The organism is Brevundimonas sp. Marseille-Q4549, assembly GCF_976940555.1.
This window is the reverse complement of sequence record NZ_CDRHXG010000001.1, coordinates 2,264,606-2,285,878: the sequence shown is the minus strand read 5'-3', so window position 1 is coordinate 2,285,878 and position 21,273 is coordinate 2,264,606. Positions and strand designations below refer to the sequence as shown.

At 66.7% G+C, this 21,273-nt stretch carries 25 protein-coding genes; 19 read left to right on the top strand and 6 right to left on the bottom strand.

Annotated elements, in window-relative coordinates:
* Positions 1 to 6 precede the first annotated feature (6 nt).
* Positions 7 to 1,251 carry a serine hydrolase domain-containing protein gene (locus ACWPV3_RS11225; protein ID WP_453977904.1) on the top strand — a complete coding sequence of 415 codons (1,245 nt, stop codon included), beginning with the start codon at positions 7 to 9 and terminating at the stop codon, positions 1,249 to 1,251.
* Between the two features lie 4 nt (positions 1,252 to 1,255).
* Here ACWPV3_RS11225 and ACWPV3_RS11220 read toward each other — a convergent pair whose 3' ends face one another.
* Positions 1,256 to 2,767 (bottom strand): acetyl-CoA hydrolase/transferase family protein, encoded by a 1,512-nt coding sequence (locus ACWPV3_RS11220; RefSeq protein ID WP_453977903.1) that lies wholly within the window; start codon positions 2,765 to 2,767, stop codon positions 1,256 to 1,258.
* A 124-nt stretch (positions 2,768 to 2,891) separates the two neighbouring features.
* Here ACWPV3_RS11220 and ACWPV3_RS11215 point away from each other — a divergent pair, with 124 nt between their 5' ends.
* From ACWPV3_RS11215 to parC, 4 genes are all read left to right on the top strand, one after another.
* Positions 2,892 to 3,389, top strand: coding sequence for a nuclear transport factor 2 family protein (locus ACWPV3_RS11215; protein WP_292087138.1), 498 nt, complete (start codon positions 2,892 to 2,894; stop codon positions 3,387 to 3,389).
* Positions 3,390 to 3,401: 12 nt separating this feature from the next.
* The gene (gene recO, locus ACWPV3_RS11210) at positions 3,402 to 4,133 is read left to right on the top strand and encodes a DNA repair protein RecO (protein WP_453977902.1); all 732 of its coding nucleotides are present in this window, start codon (positions 3,402 to 3,404) and stop codon (positions 4,131 to 4,133) included.
* Positions 4,134 to 4,210: 77 nt separating this feature from the next.
* On the top strand, positions 4,211 to 4,546 hold the full coding sequence (locus ACWPV3_RS11205; protein ID WP_453977901.1) for a hypothetical protein: 336 nt from the start codon (positions 4,211 to 4,213) through the stop codon (positions 4,544 to 4,546).
* Positions 4,547 to 4,596: 50 nt separating this feature from the next.
* Positions 4,597 to 6,798, top strand: coding sequence for a DNA topoisomerase IV subunit A (parC, locus tag ACWPV3_RS11200; protein WP_453977900.1), 2,202 nt, complete (start codon positions 4,597 to 4,599; stop codon positions 6,796 to 6,798).
* Between the two features lie 16 nt (positions 6,799 to 6,814).
* Here the strand turns inward: parC and ACWPV3_RS11195 are convergent, their stop codons facing one another.
* Complete coding sequence (locus ACWPV3_RS11195; protein WP_292087141.1) at positions 6,815 to 7,552, bottom strand: arginyltransferase; 738 nt, start codon at positions 7,550 to 7,552, stop codon at positions 6,815 to 6,817.
* Between the two features lie 105 nt (positions 7,553 to 7,657).
* Positions 7,658 to 8,557, bottom strand: coding sequence for a flagellar motor protein MotB (locus tag ACWPV3_RS11190; RefSeq protein WP_292087142.1), 900 nt, complete (start codon positions 8,555 to 8,557; stop codon positions 7,658 to 7,660).
* 116 nt (positions 8,558 to 8,673) lie between these two features.
* On the opposite strand from ACWPV3_RS11190, the gene ACWPV3_RS11185 reads away from it, so the two are divergent.
* Positions 8,674 to 9,528 (top strand): NAD(P)-dependent oxidoreductase, encoded by an 855-nt coding sequence (locus ACWPV3_RS11185; protein WP_453977899.1) that lies wholly within the window; start codon positions 8,674 to 8,676, stop codon positions 9,526 to 9,528.
* A 19-nt stretch (positions 9,529 to 9,547) separates the two neighbouring features.
* On the opposite strand, the gene ACWPV3_RS11180 is transcribed toward ACWPV3_RS11185, so the two are convergent.
* The 3 genes from ACWPV3_RS11180 to hemB all read right to left on the bottom strand — a co-directional run bounded on the left by ACWPV3_RS11180 (position 9,548) and on the right by hemB (position 11,039).
* Positions 9,548 to 9,820 (bottom strand): DUF2442 domain-containing protein, encoded by a 273-nt coding sequence (locus ACWPV3_RS11180; RefSeq protein ID WP_366925726.1) that lies wholly within the window; start codon positions 9,818 to 9,820, stop codon positions 9,548 to 9,550.
* Complete coding sequence (locus ACWPV3_RS11175) at positions 9,801 to 9,959, bottom strand: DUF4160 domain-containing protein (protein ID WP_453977898.1); 159 nt, start codon at positions 9,957 to 9,959, stop codon at positions 9,801 to 9,803. Before ACWPV3_RS11175 ends, ACWPV3_RS11180 begins: the two co-directional genes overlap by 20 nt.
* Before the next feature lie 78 nt (positions 9,960 to 10,037).
* Positions 10,038 to 11,039: a porphobilinogen synthase gene (gene hemB / locus ACWPV3_RS11170; RefSeq protein ID WP_453977897.1), complete on the bottom strand. Its 1,002-nt coding sequence runs from the start codon at positions 11,037 to 11,039 to the stop codon at positions 10,038 to 10,040.
* 151 nt (positions 11,040 to 11,190) lie between these two features.
* Here hemB and ACWPV3_RS11165 point away from each other — a divergent pair, with 151 nt between their 5' ends.
* The 13 genes from ACWPV3_RS11165 (at position 11,191) to ACWPV3_RS11105 (ending at position 20,749) form a co-directional block, all read left to right on the top strand.
* The gene (locus ACWPV3_RS11165) at positions 11,191 to 12,000 is read left to right on the top strand and encodes a class I SAM-dependent methyltransferase (protein WP_453977896.1); all 810 of its coding nucleotides are present in this window, start codon (positions 11,191 to 11,193) and stop codon (positions 11,998 to 12,000) included.
* 133 nt (positions 12,001 to 12,133) lie between these two features.
* The gene (hemA, locus tag ACWPV3_RS11160) at positions 12,134 to 13,369 is read left to right on the top strand and encodes a 5-aminolevulinate synthase (RefSeq protein WP_453977895.1); all 1,236 of its coding nucleotides are present in this window, start codon (positions 12,134 to 12,136) and stop codon (positions 13,367 to 13,369) included.
* The gene (locus ACWPV3_RS11155; protein ID WP_453977894.1) at positions 13,366 to 13,566 is read left to right on the top strand and encodes a DUF6898 family protein; all 201 of its coding nucleotides are present in this window, start codon (positions 13,366 to 13,368) and stop codon (positions 13,564 to 13,566) included. Before hemA ends, ACWPV3_RS11155 begins: the two co-directional genes overlap by 4 nt.
* A gap of 48 nt (positions 13,567 to 13,614) precedes the next feature.
* Positions 13,615 to 13,995, top strand: coding sequence for a hypothetical protein (locus ACWPV3_RS11150; protein WP_453977893.1), 381 nt, complete (start codon positions 13,615 to 13,617; stop codon positions 13,993 to 13,995).
* A gap of 84 nt (positions 13,996 to 14,079) precedes the next feature.
* Positions 14,080 to 15,363 (top strand): serine hydroxymethyltransferase, encoded by a 1,284-nt coding sequence (gene glyA / locus ACWPV3_RS11145; RefSeq protein WP_312732853.1) that lies wholly within the window; start codon positions 14,080 to 14,082, stop codon positions 15,361 to 15,363.
* Positions 15,364 to 15,370: 7 nt separating this feature from the next.
* The gene (gene nrdR, locus ACWPV3_RS11140) at positions 15,371 to 15,841 is read left to right on the top strand and encodes a transcriptional regulator NrdR (RefSeq protein WP_039245113.1); all 471 of its coding nucleotides are present in this window, start codon (positions 15,371 to 15,373) and stop codon (positions 15,839 to 15,841) included.
* Entirely contained in the window at positions 15,841 to 16,464 is a 624-nt protein-coding gene (locus ACWPV3_RS11135; RefSeq protein ID WP_453977892.1) for a RibD family protein, read from the top strand. Before nrdR ends, ACWPV3_RS11135 begins: the two co-directional genes overlap by 1 nt.
* Positions 16,465 to 16,582: 118 nt before the next feature.
* Positions 16,583 to 17,173, top strand: a complete 591-nt coding sequence (locus ACWPV3_RS11130) for a riboflavin synthase (RefSeq protein ID WP_453977891.1) — start codon at positions 16,583 to 16,585, stop codon at positions 17,171 to 17,173.
* A complete protein-coding gene (ribB, locus tag ACWPV3_RS11125) occupies positions 17,173 to 18,309 on the top strand; it encodes a 3,4-dihydroxy-2-butanone-4-phosphate synthase (protein ID WP_453978526.1) in 1,137 nt (378 codons plus the stop codon). The genes ACWPV3_RS11130 and ribB overlap by 1 nt, the downstream gene beginning before the upstream one ends.
* Positions 18,306 to 18,767, top strand: coding sequence for a 6,7-dimethyl-8-ribityllumazine synthase (gene ribH / locus ACWPV3_RS11120; RefSeq protein WP_453977890.1), 462 nt, complete (start codon positions 18,306 to 18,308; stop codon positions 18,765 to 18,767). Before ribB ends, ribH begins: the two co-directional genes overlap by 4 nt.
* Positions 18,764 to 19,288, top strand: a complete 525-nt coding sequence (gene nusB / locus ACWPV3_RS11115; RefSeq protein WP_292176628.1) for a transcription antitermination factor NusB — start codon at positions 18,764 to 18,766, stop codon at positions 19,286 to 19,288. Before ribH ends, nusB begins: the two co-directional genes overlap by 4 nt.
* Positions 19,288 to 20,277: a thiamine-phosphate kinase gene (gene thiL / locus ACWPV3_RS11110; RefSeq protein ID WP_292087155.1), complete on the top strand. Its 990-nt coding sequence runs from the start codon at positions 19,288 to 19,290 to the stop codon at positions 20,275 to 20,277. The genes nusB and thiL overlap by 1 nt, the downstream gene beginning before the upstream one ends.
* Before the next feature lie 43 nt (positions 20,278 to 20,320).
* A complete protein-coding gene (locus ACWPV3_RS11105) occupies positions 20,321 to 20,749 on the top strand; it encodes a hypothetical protein (protein WP_292087157.1) in 429 nt (142 codons plus the stop codon).
* Positions 20,750 to 21,273: the final 524 nt, after the last annotated feature.

The window sequence follows — 21,273 nt, the reverse complement described above, 5'->3', positions numbered from 1 at the left end:
GTTTCCGTGTTCGAAGTACCGCGTACCGCCGGGGGTGTTCCCCGGCTTCTTCTGACCCTTCTGGGCGGTCTGATCCTGGCGATCATCGTCGGCGTCGGCGTCGCGCGCTGGAAGTCGCCGGCTCACGGTTTGACGGCCGCACTTCATGCGCCGACCGCGCCGCGCCCGCCCGTACAGGTGGTTCAGGACCTGCCCCTTCTGGCCGCACGCCTGGATCGGGAGGCCGCCGCTGGGCGATTCATGGGCGCCGTCCTTGTGGCCAAGGGCGACAAGGTCCTGTTCCGCCAGGTCTATGGCAAGGCCGACTATGAGCAGAACCAGCCGCTGACGCTGAAGTCTCGGTTCCGCCTGGCCTCCATCTCCAAACAGTTCACGGCCGCCGCCATCCTTCACCTGCAGGACGAGGGCAGGCTCAGCGTCGGTGATCCGGTGTGCAAATGGATCCAGCCGTGCCCGCCCGCTTGGGCGCAGATCCGCATCCATCACCTGTTGTCGCACACCTCGGGCATCCCCGACCTGATGGCGCGCCCCGGCTGGGGGACGCGGCGCACGACGCCGGCGACCCTGGCCGAACTGACGGAGGATACGAAGCGTTTCGGCCTGCAATTCGCGCCGGGAACCAAGGTCAGCTACGACAACGCCGCCTTCAACCTGGCCGCCGCCATCGTCGAAAAAGCCAGCGGCCAGCCGTTCCAGACCTATATGCGGCAGACCTTCTTCACGCCCCTGGGCATGACGAACAGCGGTCTGGACCTGGACGGCGCCGATCACGGCGTCGTCATGGGCTACGCCAACTATCCGGGCGGGCTGGCGGCCCAGCCGAACGCCAACACCTCCATCGTGGCCGGCGCGGGCGCCGTCTATTCCACCCTGGACGACCTCCTGGTCTGGCAGCGGGCGTTGCACCACGGGGGGCTGCTGAAACCCGACACCTATCGCCAGATGTTGGCCGATCACGCCCCCGCCGACACGAAGCCGAACGAGCGCGGGCACAGGCGGCGCGACTGGGGTTACGGCGTCTTCGTCAACAGCCTGGGCGAACAGGTCGAACCGGCCTTCGACGACCGCCAGATCTATCACACTGGCAGTTGGGGCGGGTTCCGCAACCTGATGCTCTATCAGCCCGACGCCGACGTGACGGTGATCGTCCTGTCCAACAACTATCACCTGCGCGACCAGGTCTTCCTGATCAGCCAGCAGGCGATGGCCGAGGCTCTGGGCCGCCCCTTCCCGACGACCCTGAACCGCTAAGGGTTCAGTTAGGCGCCATCGATCCCGTTTCGATGAACCGCTGGTGCCACGACAGCGCCTCGTTCAGCAGATGCGGCGTCTGTAGCCCATAGGTGCCGGCCAGCGCCCTTTGGTGATAGTCGGACAGGGCGTCGCGGTATGTCGGGTGGGCGCAGTTGGCGATGATGACCTTGGCCCGCTGCTTGGGCGACAGGCCGCGCAGATCCGCCAGCCCCTGTTCGGTGACGATGACCTGAACGTCCTGGGTGATGTGGTCCACATGACTGGCCATGGGCACGATGGCCGATATGGCTCCGCCCTTGGCCGTCGACGGCGTCACGAAGCACGAGATGTAGGCGTTGCGCGCAAAGTCGCCCGAGCCGCCTATGCCGTTCTGGATGCGCGATCCCATGACGTGGGTCGAGTTGACGTTGCCGTAGATATCGGCCTCGATCAGGCCGTTCATGGCGATGCAGCCCAGGCGGCGGATGATCTCGGGGTGGTTCGAGATTTCCTGCGGGCGCAGGATGATCTTGCCTCGGAACTGGTCCATGCGACGGTTCAGGTCGGCCGCCGCCTCGGGGCTCAGCGAAAAGGCGGTGGCGGAAGCGACGGTCAGCTTGCCGGAATCCAGCAGGTCCAGCATCCCGTCCTGCAATACCTCCGTATAGGCGGCCATCCGTTCGAACGGACTGTCCTGCAGCCCGGCCAGCACGGCGTTGGCCACATTGCCGACCCCCGACTGCAACGGCAGCAGACCGGCCGGCAGCCGACCCTGTTTCACCTCGTGCTTCAGGAACTCGATCAGATGGCCGGCGATGGCCTGGGCGTTCTGGTCCGGCGCGGCGAAGGGCAGGTTGCGGTCCGGCGCGTCGGTTTCGACGATGGCGACGATCTTGGCCGGATCGCAGCGGAACACGGGCTGGCCGATCAGCTGATCGGGCCGCGTCAGGGGAATCGGCACGCGCGAGGGCGGCAGGGCCGTGCCGTAATAGACGTCGTGCATCCCCTCCAGCGCCGGATTCTGCCAGCGGTTGACCTCCAGGATGATCCGCTCCGCCCGATCCAGCCAGGTCTTGTTGTTGCCGATGGACGAGGACGGGACCAACGAGCCGTCGGCGTTGACGGCCGACACTTCGATCAGGGCGGTGTCCAGCGGCCCCAGGAAACCCTGCCACGCCATCGGCGCGACCTGGCTCAGGTGCATGTCCAGATATTCCATCTGGCCCTTGTTGATCTTGTCGCGGGCGATCGGGTCGGAGTTGTAGGGCAGGCGGAACTCGATCCCGTCGGCCTTGGCCAGGGCTCCGTCCAGTTCCGGCCCCGTAGAGGCGCCGGTCCAGACCTTCAGACGGAAGGGATCGCCCGCCTGGTGCGCCGCCTCGATTCGCGCCGCCAGCGCCTGCGGCGCCGCCTTGGGATAGCCCGAGCCGGTGAAACCGCTCATGCCCACGGTCGATCCGGCGGGAATCAGCGCGGCCGCATCCTCGGCAGACATGATCTTGGAGCGCAGGGCTTCGCTTTTCACGCGGGACATTGGAACGCCGGGTCAGCGGCCGGGGAGGGCCAAAATGATGCCGCAGGCTTAGCCTTCGGGGCTGCGATGATCCACCCTGCCGACACCCGTTCCCCCGAACGCGGAACAGGATTAGAACATCGCCATGATCCTCGCTCTTCTGGCCACCCTGGCCCTTCAGTCCTCCTCGCCGCCCGGCGCACCGCCCGACCCGGCTTCCATCCAGGCCGACCTGGCGGCGCAGGATGCGGCGACGACGCTGGATCGGATGCACGCCGCGGCTTCGCGCGCGGACGGGGTCGTCTATTTCGACCAGTTCGCGCCCGACGCCCGTTTCATCGGCACCGACAACACCGAGCGGTGGAGCCTGGCGCAGTTCCGCGCCTATGCCGAGCCCTTCTTCGCCCAAGGCAAGGGCTGGACCTATCGCCCGCGTGAGCGGTCATTGACCGTTTCGGGCGACATGGCCTGGTTCGACGAGGTGCTGGACAACGACGCCTACGGCGCGCTGCGCGGTTCGGGCGTCCTGTCGCGACGGGGGGCGGGCGGCGCCTGGAAGATCGAACAATATGTCCTCAGCTTCGCCGTGCCGAACGACAAGGCGCGCGCCGTCGTAGGCCTGATCGCCGCCCCGGCCCCCTGACGGTTCGGCCCGATGGATTTCCAGGAAGAGGCGTTCGTCCTGTCGGCGCGGGCGCATGGCGACACGGGCGCCGTGGTCGATCTGCTGACCGAAGGCCACGGCCGTCGCGCGGCCTATGTGGCGGGCGGCGCCTCACGCAAGATGCGGCCTTTCCTCCAGCCCGGCGCGCGTGTCGTGGCCGACTATCGCGCCCGCACGTCCGATCATCTGGGCGCCGCGCGGCTGGAGCCGATGGGCGAGGGCCCTAGCGCCCTGTTCGACGACGCCGTGGCCCTGACCGGTCTCGCCGCCGCCGCCGCCGTGGCCCAGGGCGCATTGCCGGAGCGGGAGCCGCATCCGGGCGTCTTCCTGGCGTTCGAGGCGCTGATGGCCGCCTTCGCCCTGCCGTCGGTCTGGCCCGCCATCTTCGTGCGGTTCGAGGCGGGCCTGCTGGACGATCTGGGCTTTGGCCTCGACCTGACCAGATGCGCCGCGACGGGCGGGGTCGATGATTTGATCTATGTCAGCCCCCGCACCGGCCGCGCCGTCAGCCGCCAGGCCGGCGCCCCCTATGCCGACAAGATGCTGACCCTTCCGCCCTTCATGCTGGGCGCACAGGCGGGACTGGTGGAGGGGGACGTGAAGGCCGGTTTCGACCTGACCGGTCATTTCCTCGAACAGTTCGTCTTCCATCCCCTGAACAAGCCTCTGCCGCCCGCCAGGGTCTGGATGCTGGACAAGTTGGGCGAGACGGGGCGGCTCTAACGCCCCTACGCCGGCGTCGCCTGTCCGTGAGGTCCAGGCCGCTTGCTTCAAAAGAAGGCGGCCGATACCGTTGGGCCATGATCCTGGCTGATATCCTCTCCGGCCTTGCCTGGTGCGCCATCCTGACCCTCGCATTGACGTATCGTCGTCGCAGCGACGGGCGGGCGCTCTGGCCCATGCAGTGGGGGCTGGATGGCAAGCCGACCTGGCGCGCCCGGCGCGACGTGGCGGTGTTTTTCCACCCGGTCTTTTTCGGACTTCTGCTCGGCGTGTTCGCCTTCCGATGGGGCGCGCCGGCCAATATGGCGTGGCCGCAGGAATGGGTTTCCATCCGCATCGCGTTCGCCGGCGCGGCGGTTCTGGCCTGCTGGTTGCATCTTCGCTACGCCGTGCGCCAACTATCCCCGACTTAGACGGCGCTTCGGGCTAGACTTCCGGCCTTCGATCCTCGATTCGCTGGCCCATGACGATCCACGCCCCGCCGCCGGAAGGCGGCCGCATCATCGACGAGCCGATGGAGACGGCGCTCAGCCGCCGCTATCTGGCCTACGCCCTGTCGACCATCACCAACCGCGCCCTGCCGGACGTGCGCGACGGCTTTAAGCCGGTGCACCGCCGCATCCTGTACGCCATGCACCAGATGCGGCTGAACCCGCAGGCGGCGGCGCGCAAATGCGCCAAGGTCGTCGGCGAGGTCATGGGCGGATACCACCCGCACGGCGACGCCTCGATCTATGAGGCGCTGGTGCGTCTGGCCCAGGATTTCGCCCAGCGCTATCCGCTGGTCGACGGCCAGGGCAACTTCGGCAATATCGACGGCGATAGCGCGGCGGCCATGCGCTATACCGAGTGCAAGCTGACGCCCGCCGCCGTCCTGCTGCTGGACGGCATCGACCAGGACGCCGTCGATTTTCGGCCTACCTACGACGATCAGGACGAGGAGCCGGTCGTCCTGCCGGCCGGTTTCCCGAACCTGTTGGCCAATGGCTCGTCCGGCATCGCGGTCGGCATGGCCACCTCGATCCCGCCGCACAATGTCGGCGAACTGATCGACGCCTGCCAGCTGTTGCTGGAGCGGCCCGAGGCGACGACGACCGAACTGGTTCAACTGGTTCCCGGCCCGGACTTCCCCACTGGCGGCGTGTCGGTGGAAGGCCAAGCCTCGATCCTGGACGCCTATGAGACGGGTCGGGGCGGGGTGCGTCTGCGGGCGCGCTGGGAGACCGAGGACCTGGGGCGCGGCGTGTGGCGGATCATCGTCACCGAGATGCCGTATCAGGTGCAGAAGTCGCGTCTGATCGAGGCCCTGGCCGATCTGATCGAACACAAGAAGGCGCCGCTGCTGGGCGATGTGCGCGACGAGTCGGCCGAAGACATCCGTCTGATCCTGGAGCCCAAGAACCGCACCATCGAGCCTGAAATGCTGATGGAAAGCCTGTTCAAGCTTTCCGATCTGGAGGTGCGCTTCCCGATCAACATGAACGTGTTGGACGCCAGCGGCACGCCGCGCGTCATGGGGCTGAAGGACTGTCTGCGCGCCTTCCTGGATCACCGCCGCGAGGTGTTGAACCGCCGGTCGGAATGGCGGATCGCGCGGGTCGAGAAGCGGCTGCACCTGTTGGAAGGCCTGCGGATCGTCTTCCTGAACCTGGACGAGGTCATCCGCATCGTCCGCGAGGAGGAGCAGCCCAAGGCGGTCCTGATCGCCCGGTTCGGCCTGACCGAGGTTCAGGCCGACTTCATCCTCGACACCCGGCTGCGTCAGTTGGCGCGTCTGGAAGAGATGACGATCGAGAAGGAGTTCAACGAACTTTCGGAAGAACTGGCCCAGCTGAAGGCGCTGACCTCGTCGGAAGCCAAGCAGTGGAAGGCGATTTCGAAGGAACTGGAGGCCGTTCGCAAGGCCCTGATCTCGCCGCGCCGGACCACGATCGCCGACGCCGTGGACACCTCGGCCTTCGTCGCGCCCGAGGCCTTCATCCCGCGCGAAGCGATCACCGTCATCCTGTCGGAACGCGGCTGGATTCGCGCCGCCAAGGGCAAGGTCGAGGATCCGTCGGAGCTGAAGTTCAAGGAAGGCGACCAGCTGGCCTATCTGGTCCCGGCCTATACGACCGACAAACTGCTGGTGGGGGCGTCGGACGGCCGCATCTTCACCATCGGGGCCGACAAGCTGGCGTCCGGGCGCGGGCACGGCGAGCCGCTGCGTCTGATGATCGATCTGGACGAAAAGGCCGAGATCATCGCGGTTCTGGCGCACCAGCCGGGCGGAAAACTGCTTATCGCGTCCAAGGCTGGCTACGGCTTCATCGCGCCGGAAGACGACACCCTGGCCCAGAAGCGCGGTGGCAAACAGGTGTTGAACGGCGAGATGCTGGCCATGCTGCGGGTCAACGGCGACCACATCGCCACCATCGGGGAGAACATCAAGACCCTGATCTTCCCCCTGGCCGAACTGCCCGAAATGGGACGCGGCAAGGGCGTCAAACTGCAGAACTACAAGCAGGGCGGTCTGGCCGATGTGACCGTGTTCAACGCCGAACAGGGACCGGAATGGGCCGACGGCGGCGGACGTCGCCGCAACTGGCCCGACTGGAAGGACTGGCTGGGCAAACGCGCCGGCGCCGGCCGCCAGGGTCCGCGCGGTATGAGAAAGTTCCGGTAAGGGAGAAGGCTGGAGGTCAGTCCTCCAGCCGCATCCATCCCAGGGGCCTCAGCGCCTCCATGGGCCTGAACTCGGCCTTGTAGTCCATCTTGGCCGATCCCTGGATCCAGTAGCCCAGATAGACATAGGGCAGGCCCACCTGCGCGGCCTGGCGCACATGGTCCAGAATGGCGAAACGGCCCAGGCTGCGGCGCTCCATCGTCGGCTCATAGAAGCTGTAGACCATGGACAGCCCGTCCCTGAGCAGGTCCGTCAGGGTCACGGCGACCAGATCGCCCGGCCCGCCGTCGGTCGAGGGCAGCCGGTATTCGATCAGATGGGTGCGGACGGCCGTGTCCTCGACCATCGCCACATAGTCCAGCCAGCCCATGTCGCTCATGCCGCCGGTCGGGTGGCGCGTCGTCAGATAGCGGCGCAGCAGCTGAAACTGCTCGGTCGTCGCCTCGGCCTCGACCAGGCTGCGCGACAGGTCGGCGTTACGGTTCAACAGCTTGCGCTGCGACCGGCTGAAGTCGAATTCGGGGACGGGCAGGCGCACGGAAACACAGGCGTCGCACGCCTCGCAGGCGGGGCGATAGGCGATGTTCTGGCTGCGGCGGAAGCCGGCGTTGGTCAGTTCGTCATTGACATGCGCCCCGTCCGAGAAGGGCAGGTTGGCGAACACCTTCCGCTCGGTCTTGCCGGGCAGATAGGGACAGGGCGCCACCGACGTCATGTAGAATCGCAACTGGCGGGTAGGGACGTGCTGTGTCACCGCCTCAGCTCCGCGTCCGATCTGAACGATTTTGCGATGATCCGCTCATCGCATGATTTGGCGTCATTCGCGCCCGGGCTGCAAGCGTCGTCGCAGCCCGGCGCGTCACAGCGAGGTGTCCATCGGCAGCACCGGCGCCTCGCGCAACAGGACGATGGCGATGCGGCGGTTGCCGGCCAGGCTCGGGTCGTCGGGATACAGCGGATCGGACCCCGCCTTGCCGGCAACCGAATAGACCCGGTCCGGATCGACGCCTGCGCCCTGCAGGACCAGGCGCGAGGCGTTGGCGCGTTCGGACGAAAGGCTCCAGTCCGCCGGCAGGCTGGCGCGGCTGGAACCGGCCTGGGCACTGGTGTGGCCGGTGATGGAGATGCGGTTGGGCAGCCGGTTGATCACCTTGGCGACGGCGCGCAGCAACACCTGGGCGCGGGCGTTGGGTCGGGCCGAGTTGCTCTCGAACATCGAGCGGCCTTCCTGATCGACCAGTTGGATGCGCAGCCCCTCGGGCGTCTGATCCACGATCAACTGTTTCGACAGCTCGGCCAGTTCCGGCATCGACTGCATGGCCTGACGCAGCGATTCGGCCGCGCTGGCGAACTCGGCCGCCTCGCGCCGCTGCATTTCCGCCTGGAGGGCGGCGTCGCTGGCCGACGACAGGTTGGAACTGGGGCCGGGGTTGGTGGCGTCGGGCGGCGCCTCGGGGGCCAACTGTTCTATCACCGACTGCGAGCCCGAACTTTTGGGACCGTCGTCGCCCAGGGCCGTGCCGCCCAGAATGCCGCCGGAGCCGGAGGTCGTTTCGGACACGCTGGCCGGGGCGAAATACTCGGCGATGCCTTTCTTCTGCTCGGGATCGGTCGTGTTGATCAGCCACATCAGCAGGAAGAAGGCCATCATGGCGGTCACGAAGTCCGCATAGGCCACCTTCCACGCGCCGCCGTGATGCCCCCCGCCGGAGACCTTCTTGACCTTCTTGATGAGGATCGGACGATCGCTCACGGACATGGATACGTATCCCGAGGAGTGGTGTCCCATTCTGGTCCGACCAAGGTTAACCGCGCGTTGACCTTGAACGGGGCGCTGCGGGGGCCTAGTCCGGCGGCCGAACCAAGGAGCCTGTCATGAAGATCGCTTTCGCCGGCCTGGGCGTCATGGGCGCCCCGATGGCGCGTCACCTGGTCCAGGCGGGCCACGACGTGATCGGCTTCAACCGCACGACGGCTAAGGCCGAGGCCTGGGCCGCCGCGAACGGCGGTCGGGCGGCGGCGACCGTCGCCGAGGCCGCTCAAGGCGTTGAACTGTTCATCCTGTGCGTCGGCAACGACGACGACGTGCGCGCGGTCGTAACCGAGGCCCTGCCGCATCTCGCCGCCGGCGCCGTCGTGGTCGATCACACGACGACCTCGGCCAGGCTGGCGCGCGAGATGGCCGAACTGGCGACGGGACGGGGGCGCCATTTCATCGACGCCCCCGTGTCGGGCGGACAGGCCGGCGCCGAGAATGGGCAACTCAGCGTCATGGCGGGCGGCGATGTGGAGGCTCTGGCCCGGGCGAAGCCCGCGCTGAACGCCTATTCCAAGGCGATCCAGCACATGGGACCGGCGGGCTCGGGCCAACTGACCAAGATGGTCAATCAGATCGCCATCGCCGGCGTGGTTCAGGGCCTGGCCGAGGCTGTCCATTTCGCCCAGGTCGCGGGCCTGGACACCGACGCCGTCTATGAGGCCGTGTCGAAGGGCGCGGCGCAAAGCTGGCAGATGGACAATCGCTGGAAGACGGCGGCGAAGGGCGAGTTCAACTTCGGCTTCGCCGTCGACTGGATGCGCAAGGATCTGGGGCTGGTGCTGGACGAGGCGCGCTCGAACGGCGCCAAACTGGCCCTGACCGCCCTGGTCGATCAGTTCTACGCCGAGGTCCAGGCCATGGGCGGAAACCGCTGGGACACCTCCAGCCTGACGGCGCGGCTGCAGCGCTGAAAGACTCGGCGCTGCCTGGTCAGGCGGCCGTTCGCCGCGGCGCCGGAGCGCCTCTGAGCAAACCCTCGGTGCTCAGGTCTTCGTCGATGTCCGGCCAGTGGATTCCCAGCCCCGCGCCAGCCAGAAGCCAATTGGCGCGCTGTTCGGGCGTCGCGTTCGCCAATCGGGGATACCAGGCGACCGGCGCGGCGATCGCACGACCGTCCATCAGTTCGACAACTATGCGTTCATCGTCGACCTGCACCGACTTCACGCGAATATCGGCCGTGTCCCTATGCGCCAAAGAAGTCATGCCAAGCCTGCGACAATGCGGCCGCGTGGGTCGCGACGTGAGATTGTAGCACGCGAAGCTCGCGTGCGGAAAAGCCGATATTCTGTGCGACTGCGGTATAGGCCAACCAAAACTTTGCGGTGCAGTCGTCCCGGTCCACATGGACATGCGGCGGCTCGTTCGGCTCATGACTTTAAAAGTAGAAGCGATACGGGCCGATCCGCAAAACCGTGGGCATTCAGGCCCCCAGCAACCGTGCGGCCTGAGGCGCAAAATAGGTCAGGACGCCTGCGCATCCGGCGCGCTTGAACCCGTGCAGGGTCTCCAGGATGGCGCGGTCCTGGTCCAGCCAGCCATTGGCGATGGAGGCTTGCATCATCGCGTATTCGCCCGACACCTGATAGGCGAAGGTCGGCACGCGGAAGGTTTCCGAAACCCGCTGCACGATGTCCAGATAGGGCATGCCCGGCTTGACCATGACGGCGTCCGCGCCTTCCGACAGGTCCATGGCCACCTCTTTCAGCGCTTCGTCGGAGTTGGCGTAGTCCATCTGATAGGTCTTCTTGTCGCCCCGCAGCATGGTCGAGGAGCCGACGGCGTCGCGATAGGGGCCGTAGAAGGCCGAGGCGAACTTGGCCGCATAGGACAGGATCAGCGTGTCCTGAAATCCGTTGGCCTCCAGCGCCTCGCGCACCGCCTGGATGCGGCCGTCCATCATGTCAGAGGGCGCCACGACGTCGGCCCCGGCATGGGCATGGATGAAGGCCTGTTCGGCCAGCCGCTCCAGCGAGGCGTCGTTGACGACCCGGTCGCCCTCCATCACCCCGTCGTGGCCGTGGTCGGTGTAGCAGTCCAGCGCCACGTCGGTCATGACGCCGATCTCGGGCGCGGCGTCCTTGATGGCCCGGATCGCCTCGGGGATCAGGCCGTCCGGGTCGGTCGCGCCCGTGCCGACCGCATCCTTGATCGCGCCGTCGACATTGGGGAACAGGGCGATCATCGGAATACCCAGTTCGCGGGCCTCGACGGCCGCCGCCGCTGCGGCCTTGGGCGACAGGCGGAACACGCCAGGCATGGAGGCGACGGGGACGCGATCCTCGGCCCCGTCATGCACGATCAGCGGCCAGATCAGATCGGCGGGCGTCAGGGTCGTTTCGGCGACCAGGCGGCGCACCCACGGGCTGGCGCGCAGGCGGCGCGGCCGGGCGAGCGGGAAGGGGGCGGGCTGATACGGAAGCATGGCGTGACCTTGGGAAATCTGGCGTGGGACTAGCGCCGCAGGCCGGACGGCGCAAATCGCGAGATGCGTCGGATCGTTTCGGTCGTGATCAACGCTTGCGCGACGCCATGAAATGCGGACCTATCACCGCCGAATTCAAGGGAGAGGCGAAATGATCGGACGTTTGGCGGCGGGCGCGGCGGTTCTGGCCCTGATGGCGGGGCTGTCGGGCTGTATCATAATCTCGTCGGAGGGCGGTTCGCGCACCGTGGTCGCCTCAGCCGGGGCCGACGGCGCCATGGGCGTTCCGTCCTACGCCGGCCTCTACGCCGACGCCGTGGCCGATCCGAAACGTCCGGCCGAGGAGGTCGCGCGCGACCCCTTGCGTCATCCTGCCGAGATTCTGGCCTTCGCCCAGGTCGCGCCGGGCGACAAGGTCGCCGACATCCGGCCGGGCGCAGGGTATTTCACCCGCCTGTTCTCCGATGTGGTCGGACCGAACGGCCGCGTCTACGCCTTCGTGCCGAACCGGACCATGGCGCGTGAGAACCCGACCGCTGATCTCCTGGTCGCCGCCTATCCCAACGTCACGCGGGTCAACGGCCTTCTGGACGCCATGACCTATCCCGAGCCGCTGGACATGGTCTTCATGAGCCAGGAATACCACGACTTCCACATTCCCGGCTTCGACACCGACGTCGCCAGGATGAATGCGGCGGTCTTCGCGGCCCTGAAGCCGGGCGGCCGCTATGTCGTCATCGACCACCAGGCCGCGCCGGGGACGGGGATTTCCGCCGTCCAGACCCTGCACCGGATCGAGGGCGACTATCTGAAGCGCGAGGTGGAGGCCGCTGGATTCGTCTTCGAGGGTGAAAGCGCCGTTGTCGCCAACCCGGCTGACGACCACAGCCTGAATGTCTTCGACGAGAAGATCCGCGGCCGTACGGACCAGTTCGTCTATCGCTTCCGCAAGCCGGGCTGACGACGACGTCGCTGCAAGTCGTTCTGAGAACTGTTATCAATTAAGGGTTTGGGCGTTTTGTCCACGTCGCGGACATGGACAAGGCGTTCCGTCCGGCGCAAACAATCCCGCATAAATCGCCATAAGCGAAAGAATGCGTCTCTTGTTCGACTATAAGGCCGCCTTTCAAAACTCGGTGGAACAGGTCCGCAGCGAAGGGCGATATCGCGTCTTCGCCGACCTGAAACGCGTGCGCGGCCAGTTTCCGCAGGCGCTGCGCCGCCGCGCGGACGGCTCCGAGCAGGACGTCGTGATCTGGTGTTCCAACGACTATCTCGGCATGGGCCAGCACCCGGTCGTGGTCTCGGCCATGCAGGAAGAGATCGAGCGCACGGGCGCCGGCGCCGGCGGCACGCGCAATATCTCGGGCACCACCCGCTCGGCCGTGGACCTGGAGGCCGAACTGGCCGCCTGGCACGGCAAGGAAGCCGCCCTTCTGTTCACCTCGGGCTATGTCGGCAACGAGGCGACCCTGTCGACCCTGCAGAAGATCCTGCCGGGCCTGATCATCTTCTCGGACGCCCTGAACCACGCCTCGATGATCGAGGGCATCCGTCACGGCGGCGGCGAACGCCACATCTTCCGTCACAACGATCTGGCGCATCTTGAGGCCCTGCTGGCCGCGGCGCCCGCCGACGCGCCCAAGCTGATCGCCTTCGAGAGCGTCTATTCGATGGACGGCGACATCGCCGATCTGGCCGGCACCATCGCCCTGGCCAAGAAGTACGGCGCGATGACCTATCTGGACGAGGTTCATGCCGTAGGCCTTTACGGCGAAACCGGCGCCGGTGTCGCCGAACGCGACGGCGTCCTGGATCAGATCGACATCGTCGAATGCACCCTGGGCAAGGCCATCGGCGTCATGGGCGGCTATATCGCCGCCGACGCCGTGATCGTGGATGCGGTGCGCAGCTGGGCCTCGGGCTTCATCTTCACCACCAGCCTGCCGCCCGCCTTGACCGCCGGCGCCCTGGCCTCGGTGCGTCACCTGAAGACCCACCCCGAACTGCGCGACCAGCATCAGGAGCGCGCGGCATCTCTGAAGTCCCGGTTCGAGGCCGCCGGCCTGCCGGTCATGCCGTCCGAAAGCCATATCGTCCCGGTCCTGGTCGGCGATCCGATCCACTGCAAGATGATCTCGGACATGCTGCTGGAAGACTTCGGCGTCTATGTGCAGCCGATCAACTATCCGACCGTGCCCAAGGGGACCGAGCGCCTGCGCTTCACCCCTTCGCCGAACCACACGGATGCGATGATGGACCATCTGGTCGCGGCGATGGATCAGCTCTTCTCCCACTGCAACGTGGCGCGCCGGCCCGTCGCCGCATGACGACCGGCGACGACCTCGGCGAAGTCATCGTCGAGTTCGTCCGCAACGGCCCCTACGTCAAATGCTCGGCCATCCACGTCGCCACCGGCCGTGAAGTCAGCGCGATGGGGCCGGCGAACGAACCTAAGTCCGTCGAGCGGATCGCGATCGCCAAGCTACGGCGGGTTTTAGAGTCCACTTCATCGCGCGGGTGGTGATCGACATATCTGTGAAACGATGATCTCCTCTGCATAGGGGAGGCGGACATGTTGCAACCCGGCGGGCCAGCGATGCTGGGATTTGGAGCGTTCTCGATTTTCGCGGTTCTGGGCGGCCTTGTCCTGTTGGCTGGTGCGGACCATTCGGCTCCCGGCTGCACAGGTCCCCAGGTTCAGCGTTGCGACTTTGTCGAAGTCGCCACTCGCGCCTTGGCCAGCGATCCGGGTGGTCGCCGTTTCGAAACGGCTCTGGGCTTCGAGTTCATCGACAAAGGCTCGTCCGTTCAGGTGCAGCAGTATTTGAAGGATCACCCCTCGAGCCTGTTTGAAGGCCCCGCAGTCCTGATCGACAAGAGAAGTTGTCGGCCCTGCTCAATCGGCGTGCGGGAAGCGTTGGACGAAAAACCGATGTTCAACGCATCACCCTGACCGTGCCTTGCCAGACCACAAGATGTTGTGGTCGGTCGCTACGGAGGATAGATAGGCCAGCTTCTGATTTGCGGGGATTTCAGCGTGACGGCCTTCACCCACGACGCCTATTTCACCAAGACGCTCGCCGACGCCGATCCGGACGTCTTCAAGGGCATCCAGGGCGAACTGGGCCGTCAGCGCGAACAGATCGAACTGATCGCTTCCGAGAATATCGTCTCCCAGGCGGTGCTGGACGCGCAGGGCTCGGTCCTGACCAACAAATACGCCGAAGGCTATCCCGGCCGTCGCTATTATGGCGGCTGCGAGTTCGTCGACATCACCGAGGATCTGGCGCGCGAGCGGGCCAAGACGCTGTTCGGGGCGGCCTTCGCCAACGTCCAGCCCCACTCGGGCGCCCAGGCCAACCAAGCGGTCTTCTTCACGCTGCTTCAGCCCGGCGACACCTTCCTGGGCATGGACCTGGCCTGCGGCGGGCACCTGACGCACGGCTCGCCGGCGAACCAGTCGGGCAAGTGGTTCCGTCCCGTGACCTACAAGGTGCGCGAAGACACCCATCTGATCGACTACGACCACGTCGCCGAAATGGCCGAGCGCGAGAAGCCCAAGCTGATCCTGGCTGGCGCCTCGGCCTACAGCCGCCACATCGACTTCAAACGCTTCCGCGAGATCGCCGACAGCGTGGGCGCCTATCTGATGGTGGACATGGCCCACTATGCCGGCCTGATCGCCGGCGGCGTCTATCCCGACCCGATCCCGCACGCCCACGTCGTCACGACCACGACGCACAAGACGCTGCGCGGCCCGCGTGGCGGCATGATCCTGTCCAACGACGTGGACCTGGGCAAGAAGATCAACTCGGCGGTCTTCCCAGGCCTGCAGGGCGGCCCGCTGGAACACGTCATCGCCGGCAAGGCCGTGGCCTTCGGCGAGGCGCTGAAGCCCGAGTTCAAACTGTACGCCCAACAGGTCGTCAAGAACGCCCAGGCCCTGGCCGCCGTTCTGGTCGAGCGCGGTCTTGCCATCGTCTCGGGCGGCACCGACAGCCACCTGATGCTGGTCGATCTGCGACCCAAGGGCGTGACCGGCAAGGCGACCGAGCATGAGCTCGAAAAGGCGCTGATGACCTGCAACAAGAACGGCGTGCCGTTCGACACCGCGCCCTTCACCGTCACCTCGGGCGTCCGCCTGGGCACCCCGGCCGGCACCACGCGCGGCTTCGGCGAGGACGAGTTCAAACAGATCGGTCACTGGATCGCCGACGTCGTCTCGTCGATGAACGGCGGCGACGAAGCCGATCCGGCTGTGGTGGCAGGCGTGGCGGCCCAGGTGCGAGAGTTGACGCACCGCTTCCCGATCTACGGATAACCGCCTGATGAAGTGCCCTTTTTGCGGTCATCAGGATACGCAGGTCAAGGATAGCCGGCCGTCGGACGACGGCTCGGCCATTCGCCGCCGCCGGTCCTGCCCCAACTGCAACGGGCGCTTCACCACCTTCGAGCGCGTCCAACTGCGCGAACTGGTCATCCTGAAGCGCAACGGCCGTCGCACCCCGTTCGACCGCGACAAGCTGGAACGGTCGCTGGGCGTGGCCCTGCGCAAACGCCCGGTCCAGGCCGATCAGGTGGAGCAGATGGTCAACCGCATCGTGCGTCAGCTGGAGAGCCTGGGCGAGACGGAAATCCCGTCCAGCACGGTCGGCGACTTCATCATGAAGGCGCTGAAGGGCGTGGATGAGGTCGCCTATGTGCGCTACGCCTCGGTCTACAAAGACTTCCGCCACACCGGCGACTTCGCCAAATTCCTGGGCGACGAAGGGTTCGACGAACCGTCCGGCAAGGCCTGATGCGGGTCACGCTGAAACTGGCGACCTCCCTGGACGGGCGCATCGCCACCGCCTCGGGCGAGAGCCGGTGGATCACCGGCGAGGCGGCCCGACTTGAGGGGCACCGCCTGCGCGCCGCCCACGACGCCATCCTGGTCGGCGTCGAAACCGTGCTGCACGACGACCCGGAACTGACCGCCCGCCTGCCGGGCCGCCAGGTCGATCAGCCATTGCGCGTCGTGCTGGACAGCCGCCTGCGCACACCGCCGTCGGCCAGGGTGGCGACCGGCGCCTCGGCCCTGATCCTGACGACGTCCGAGCCCCGACCGCTGGGCGCCGCCCGTATCGTCCGGGTCGAATCCGAGAACGGCCGCCCCGCCGTCTCCGCCGTATTGAAGGGGCTGACGGCTGCCGGGGTCGGATCCCTGCTGATCGAGGGCGGGGGGCAGGTCGCGGCCGCCTTCCTGCGCGCTGGGGCGGTGGACCGGCTGGAGTGGTTCCGCGCGCCCATCCTGCTGGGCGGGGAGGGGCGGCCCTGCGTGGCGGCTCTGGCCCTTGCAAACCTGGCCGACGCCCCCACTTTCCGTCGCCTGGAGGTCCGGCCTGTCGGGGACGATCTGTGGGAACGCTACGCCCGCGCCTGACGGATTTCGGACTATTCGGACAGTCTGGACTCCGTTTTTTGAGTCCAGGTCGGACATTTCGGACAGTCTGGACTCTTCGGACTGTATTTTTCGGGTCCGAAGGGGGACCAGTCTTTCCATGTTCACCGGCATCGTCACAGACATCGGCCGCGTCCGCGACGTTCGGGCTACCGAACGCGACCGCCGCTATGAGATCGAGACGGCCTGGGACACCGCCGGCATCGACCTGGGCGCCTCCATCAGCCACGCGGGCTGCTGCCTGACGGTCACGGAGAAGGGCGACGGCTGGTTCGCGGTCGAGGTGTCGAACGAGACCCTGTCCAAAACGACCCTGGGCGCCTGGAGCGCCGGCGACGGCGTCAATCTGGAACGCGCGGCCCGGCTGGGCGATGAGATGGGCGGCCATGTCGTTTCGGGCCATGTCGACGGGCTGGGGCGCATCGTCTCCATCACACCCGAAGGCGGATCGCACCGGATCGCGGTCGAGGCGCCGGCCCCGCTGCATCGCTATATCGCCGCCAAGGGTTCGATCGCCGTCGATGGCGTATCCCTGACCGTGAATGCAGTCGAGGGGCAGGTCTTCTGGCTGAACATCATCCCCCACACCTGGCAGGTGACGACGCTGGGCGGGCTGAAAGTCGGCGATCCGGTCAATCTGGAGATCGACATGCTGGCGCGTTACCTCGCGCGGTGGCAGGAGACAGCATGATGCAAGCCTTGGCCGCCAATATGAACGATAGCCCGATCAGTCCCATCGAGGACATTCTGGAAGACGCCCGCAACGGTCGTCCCTACATCCTGGTGGACGCCGAGGATCGCGAGAACGAGGGGGACCTCATCATCCCCGCCCAGTTCGCCACCCCGGACCAGATCAACTTCATGATCCGCCAGGCGCGCGGCCTGGTCTGTCTGGCCCTGACGGCCGAGCGGGCGCAGCAGCTGCGTCTGCCGCCGATGGCCGCCGACAATCGCGAGAGCATGAAGACCGCCTTCACCGTCTCCATCGAGGCGAAGGACGGCGTCACCACCGGCATCTCCGCCGCCGACCGTTCGCGCACCATCCAGGTCGCCACCGATGCGTCCAAGGGCATGGACGACATCGTCACGCCGGGTCACGTCTTCCCCCTGGTGGCCCGCGACGGCGGCGTTCTGGTCCGCGCCGGCCACACTGAGGCTGCCGTGGACATCAGCCGCATGGCCGGCCTGACGCCGGCCGGGGTGATCTGCGAGATCATCAAGGACGACGGCGAGATGGCGCGGATGCCCGATCTGGTCGCCTTCGCCCAACTTCATGGTCTCAAAATCGGCACCATCGCCGACCTGATCGCCTATCGCCGCCGCACCGAACGCTTCGTCGAGCGGATCCTGGACACCCCGTTCGAGAGCGTCCACGGCGGCCCGTTCCGCCTGATGCTGTACAAGAACACCATCGAGGGCGCGGAACACGTCGCCCTGGTCAAGGGCCGCATCGATCCGGCCAAACCGACCCTGGTGCGGATGCATCAGGTGGACTTCGCTTGCGATCTGCTTGGCCACGTCGAGGCGCGCCAGGACTATGTGCCCAGCGCCCTGAAGCAGATCACCGACCATGACGGGCCGGGCGTCGTCGTCTTCCTGCGCGATCCGTCCCTGACGTCGCTGGCCGAGCGGCTGTCGGGCGCGGATCGGCCGGCGGCGGTGGATCGATCGCTGCGCGCCTATGGCGTCGGGGCGCAGATCCTGCTGGACCTGGGCGTCAGGGACATGATCGTGATGAGTTCGACGCGGCCCGAGCCGACGGCGCTGGAAGGCTACGGCCTGCGCATCGTCGGCTGGCGCGACATGGATGGAGAAACCAAGGCGTGAGCGAAGCCCCCCATATTCTGATCGTCGAGGCGCGCTTCTACGACGCCCTGGCCGACGCCCTGCTGGAAGGGGCCAAGGAAACGCTGAAGGCGCGCGGCGCCGACTTCGACGTCGTCACCGTGCCCGGCGCGCTGGAAATCCCGCCCGCCATCGCCATGGCCGAGGAGGCCGGCCGCTTCCCGACCGCCCCCCGGTATGACGGCTATGTCGCCTTGGGCACGGTCATCCGGGGCGAGACCTATCATTTCGAGATCGTGTCGGACCAGTCGGCGGCGGGCATCATGGCGCTGGGCGTCAAGGGTCTGGCCATCGGCAACGGCGTCCTGACGACCGAGGACGAGGACCAGGCCTGGTATCGGGCCCGGCTTTCACAAGGGGATAAGGGGGGCGGGGCGGCGAAAGCCTGTCTGGACCTCATTGCCTTGAAGAAGCGATTGCGCGTAGGCGTCGGCGCATGACTGAACCGAACAGCGTAAAAGCCGTCCTCGAACAACTCGCCGAAGTCGAAAGGCAGCGCGCCGAGCCCAATCTGACGTCCAAACAACGTCGCGCCCGCACCGTGTCGCGCCTCGCCGCCGTTCAGGCTCTGTATCAGATGGAGCTGGCGGGCGAGGGCGTGGAGACGGTGATCACCGAATTCTCCAACTTCCGTTTCGACGGCGACATCGAAGGCGAGGCCCTGGCTGAGGCCGACGAAGCCTATTTCGCCGACATCGTGCGCGGCGTGATCGAAAGCCAGCGCGACATCGACGCGGCCATCAAGGCCCGGCTGGCGTCGAACTGGAAGCTGGAGCGGATCGACGCCACCCTGCGCGCCCTGCTGCGTTCGGGCGCCTGGGAGCTGATCAAACACCCCGAGACGCCGCGCGAAGTGGTGATCGACGAATATGTCGAACTGGCCAAGGCCTTCTTCGACGACGCCGAGGCGCGCTTCGTCAACGCCGCGCTGGACGGCGTGGCCAAAGACACGCGCAAATAATGCCGGCGCTCGACGTCGCGGGCGAGTTCGAGACGATCGAGAGGCTGCTGAGGCCCCTGGCCCATCCCGAGTGGGCGAGGGGGCTCATGGACGATGTGGCGGTGCTGCCGTCGCGACCCGGCCACGACCTGATCCTGACCAAGGACGCCATGGTCGAGGGGGTGCATTTCCTGCCCGACGACCCGCTGGATACGGTCGCCAAAAAGCTGTTGCGGGTGAACCTATCGGACCTGGCTGCCAAGGGCGCCGAGCCGTTCGGCTATCTGCTGTCCTGCTTCTGGTCCGAACGGTGCGGCTGGCCCGAACGCGAGGCCTTCGCGGCAGGGTTGGCCGAGGATCAGGCGCGGTTCGTCGTCCATCTGCTGGGCGGCGATACGGTCAAGACGCCGGGGCCGGCGTCCTTCTCCCTCACCGCCCTGGGCTGGACGCCGGCGGGTCGGGCCGTGTCCCGCGCGGGCGCCCAGCCCGGCGATCTGGTGTTCGTCACCGGTGCGATCGGCGATGGTCTGCTGGGTCTCAGAGCCGCGCGGGGGGAACTGACGTTGGAGCCCGAGCGTCTCGACGCCCTGACCGCTCATTACCGCACGCCCACGCCGCGTCTGGATTTCGCCGAGGTCGTGCGCGATTTCGCGAGCGCGTCGGTCGATGTGTCGGACGGCCTCTTCGCCGATCTTACGCACGTCGCCCGCACCAGCGGCGTCGGCGTGGTGCTGAATCTGAATGTCTTGCCTCTGTCGACCGCAGCCCAGGCCTGGTTCGCGGATCGAGTCGATCCTCAGCTGTCGCTGGAGGATCTGGCGAGCGGCGGCGACGACTATGAGATCGCCTTCACCGCCCATCCCCGTCACGAGGAAACCCTGCGGCACGAGGCGGAACGACGCCTGCTCCGTTTGACCAGGATCGGCGAAGTGGTTGTCGGCGACGGTTTGACCGTGACCTACGACGGGCGCTCAGTCGCCCCGGTGCGCCAAGGCTGGACACACGACTGACGGCGGCAAGGGAATCCTAACCGGCGTGGGGCACCATGGCGGCATGGATCGCAGAACTCTGATCTCGGCGGGCGCTGTCGCCCTGGCGAGCACCGCAACCTCGGCCGCCGCGTCGTCCAGCGAATCGTCCGCTGCGCCGCCGGCCCTGAGCATCGCCGGTCTGGGCCTGCCGGTGATCGAGGACGGCCGCCTGCGGAACTATGTCTTCGTGTCGCTGCGCTTGGTGCTGGGCGGCGGCAAGACCGTCGAGCAGATGCGGCCCAAGGAGGCTTTCTTCCGTGACGCCCTGGTCAAGGCGGCCCACCGCACCCCCTTCACCGTGCCGGGCGACTGGACCCGCCTGGACGAACGCGCCCTGTCTGCCGCCGTCATGTCGGCGGCGAACGCCATTTCCGGCCGGGGCTCTGTCGCTCGCGTCGAAGTCGTCGCCCAGAACCCCCGCCGTCGTACCGGAATGCCGACGCGACGCTAACGGGGTATGCCGCCTTCGGCCCGTCGGTCATCCTGGATGATGCCGCGAGAGACGATTTCTTCGGCTTGTTTCCGATGTATCGCGACCATCTCGGCATACTGTTCAGGCGTATAACAAACGCGCTGCTCTATCCTTCTTCCCGTTAAAGCGCGTTGCTCGCAAATGCGCCGGGGGCGAGCGGCAGGAGCTTGGGGAGCGCTGGCCGCAGCAGGGGCTTGGATGGTTGCCGGAGTCGGCGCCGAACCCACAGGTGCGGCATCTTGGAACCCGAGCAGTCCTGAAAACATCATTATCGCAGCCAGCATGATCGTCCTCCGCAAAGTACTAATGCTCTCATGAGGGGGATGGATAAGCAATCGCTACGTGTGCGTCACCTAAACCTTTCCAAGCGTTGCATAACGCGCGAGGCCGTGACACCGTCCATCCTGCAAATCCCAAGGGACGTAATGACGCGTCCGCCGCGTGCGGGGGGACCGGAAGGCGGATAGAGGCGACAATGCCCGCCGCGCCAAGGCCTGTGCGCC

Bases quoted from the DNA above. Each gene is read 5' to 3' on its own strand.
- ACWPV3_RS11105 (WP_292087157.1), top strand. From the start codon at position 20,321: ATGGATCGCAGAACTCTGATCTCGGCGGGCGCTGTCGCCCTGGCGAGC.
- ACWPV3_RS11155 (WP_453977894.1), top strand. From the start codon at position 13,366: ATGACGACCGGCGACGACCTCGGCGAAGTCATCGTCGAGTTCGTCCGC.
- ACWPV3_RS11190 (WP_292087142.1), bottom strand. From the start codon at position 8,557: ATGTCCGTGAGCGATCGTCCGATCCTCATCAAGAAGGTCAAGAAGGTC.
- recO (WP_453977902.1), top strand. From the start codon at position 3,402: ATGGATTTCCAGGAAGAGGCGTTCGTCCTGTCGGCGCGGGCGCATGGC.
- hemA (WP_453977895.1), top strand. From the start codon at position 12,134: ATGCGTCTCTTGTTCGACTATAAGGCCGCCTTTCAAAACTCGGTGGAA.
- ACWPV3_RS11135 (WP_453977892.1), top strand. From the start codon at position 15,841: ATGCGGGTCACGCTGAAACTGGCGACCTCCCTGGACGGGCGCATCGCC.
- ACWPV3_RS11165 (WP_453977896.1), top strand. From the start codon at position 11,191: ATGATCGGACGTTTGGCGGCGGGCGCGGCGGTTCTGGCCCTGATGGCG.
- ACWPV3_RS11205 (WP_453977901.1), top strand. From the start codon at position 4,211: ATGATCCTGGCTGATATCCTCTCCGGCCTTGCCTGGTGCGCCATCCTG.
- ACWPV3_RS11150 (WP_453977893.1), top strand. From the start codon at position 13,615: ATGTTGCAACCCGGCGGGCCAGCGATGCTGGGATTTGGAGCGTTCTCG.
- ACWPV3_RS11220 (WP_453977903.1), bottom strand. From the start codon at position 2,767: ATGTCCCGCGTGAAAAGCGAAGCCCTGCGCTCCAAGATCATGTCTGCC.
- hemB (WP_453977897.1), bottom strand. From the start codon at position 11,039: ATGCTTCCGTATCAGCCCGCCCCCTTCCCGCTCGCCCGGCCGCGCCGC.
- thiL (WP_292087155.1), top strand. From the start codon at position 19,288: ATGCCGGCGCTCGACGTCGCGGGCGAGTTCGAGACGATCGAGAGGCTG.
- parC (WP_453977900.1), top strand. From the start codon at position 4,597: ATGACGATCCACGCCCCGCCGCCGGAAGGCGGCCGCATCATCGACGAG.
- ACWPV3_RS11185 (WP_453977899.1), top strand. From the start codon at position 8,674: ATGAAGATCGCTTTCGCCGGCCTGGGCGTCATGGGCGCCCCGATGGCG.
- nusB (WP_292176628.1), top strand. From the start codon at position 18,764: ATGACTGAACCGAACAGCGTAAAAGCCGTCCTCGAACAACTCGCCGAA.
- ACWPV3_RS11180 (WP_366925726.1), bottom strand. From the start codon at position 9,820: ATGACTTCTTTGGCGCATAGGGACACGGCCGATATTCGCGTGAAGTCG.
- ACWPV3_RS11130 (WP_453977891.1), top strand. From the start codon at position 16,583: ATGTTCACCGGCATCGTCACAGACATCGGCCGCGTCCGCGACGTTCGG.
- nrdR (WP_039245113.1), top strand. From the start codon at position 15,371: ATGAAGTGCCCTTTTTGCGGTCATCAGGATACGCAGGTCAAGGATAGC.
- ACWPV3_RS11215 (WP_292087138.1), top strand. From the start codon at position 2,892: ATGATCCTCGCTCTTCTGGCCACCCTGGCCCTTCAGTCCTCCTCGCCG.
- ribB (WP_453978526.1), top strand. From the start codon at position 17,173: ATGCAAGCCTTGGCCGCCAATATGAACGATAGCCCGATCAGTCCCATC.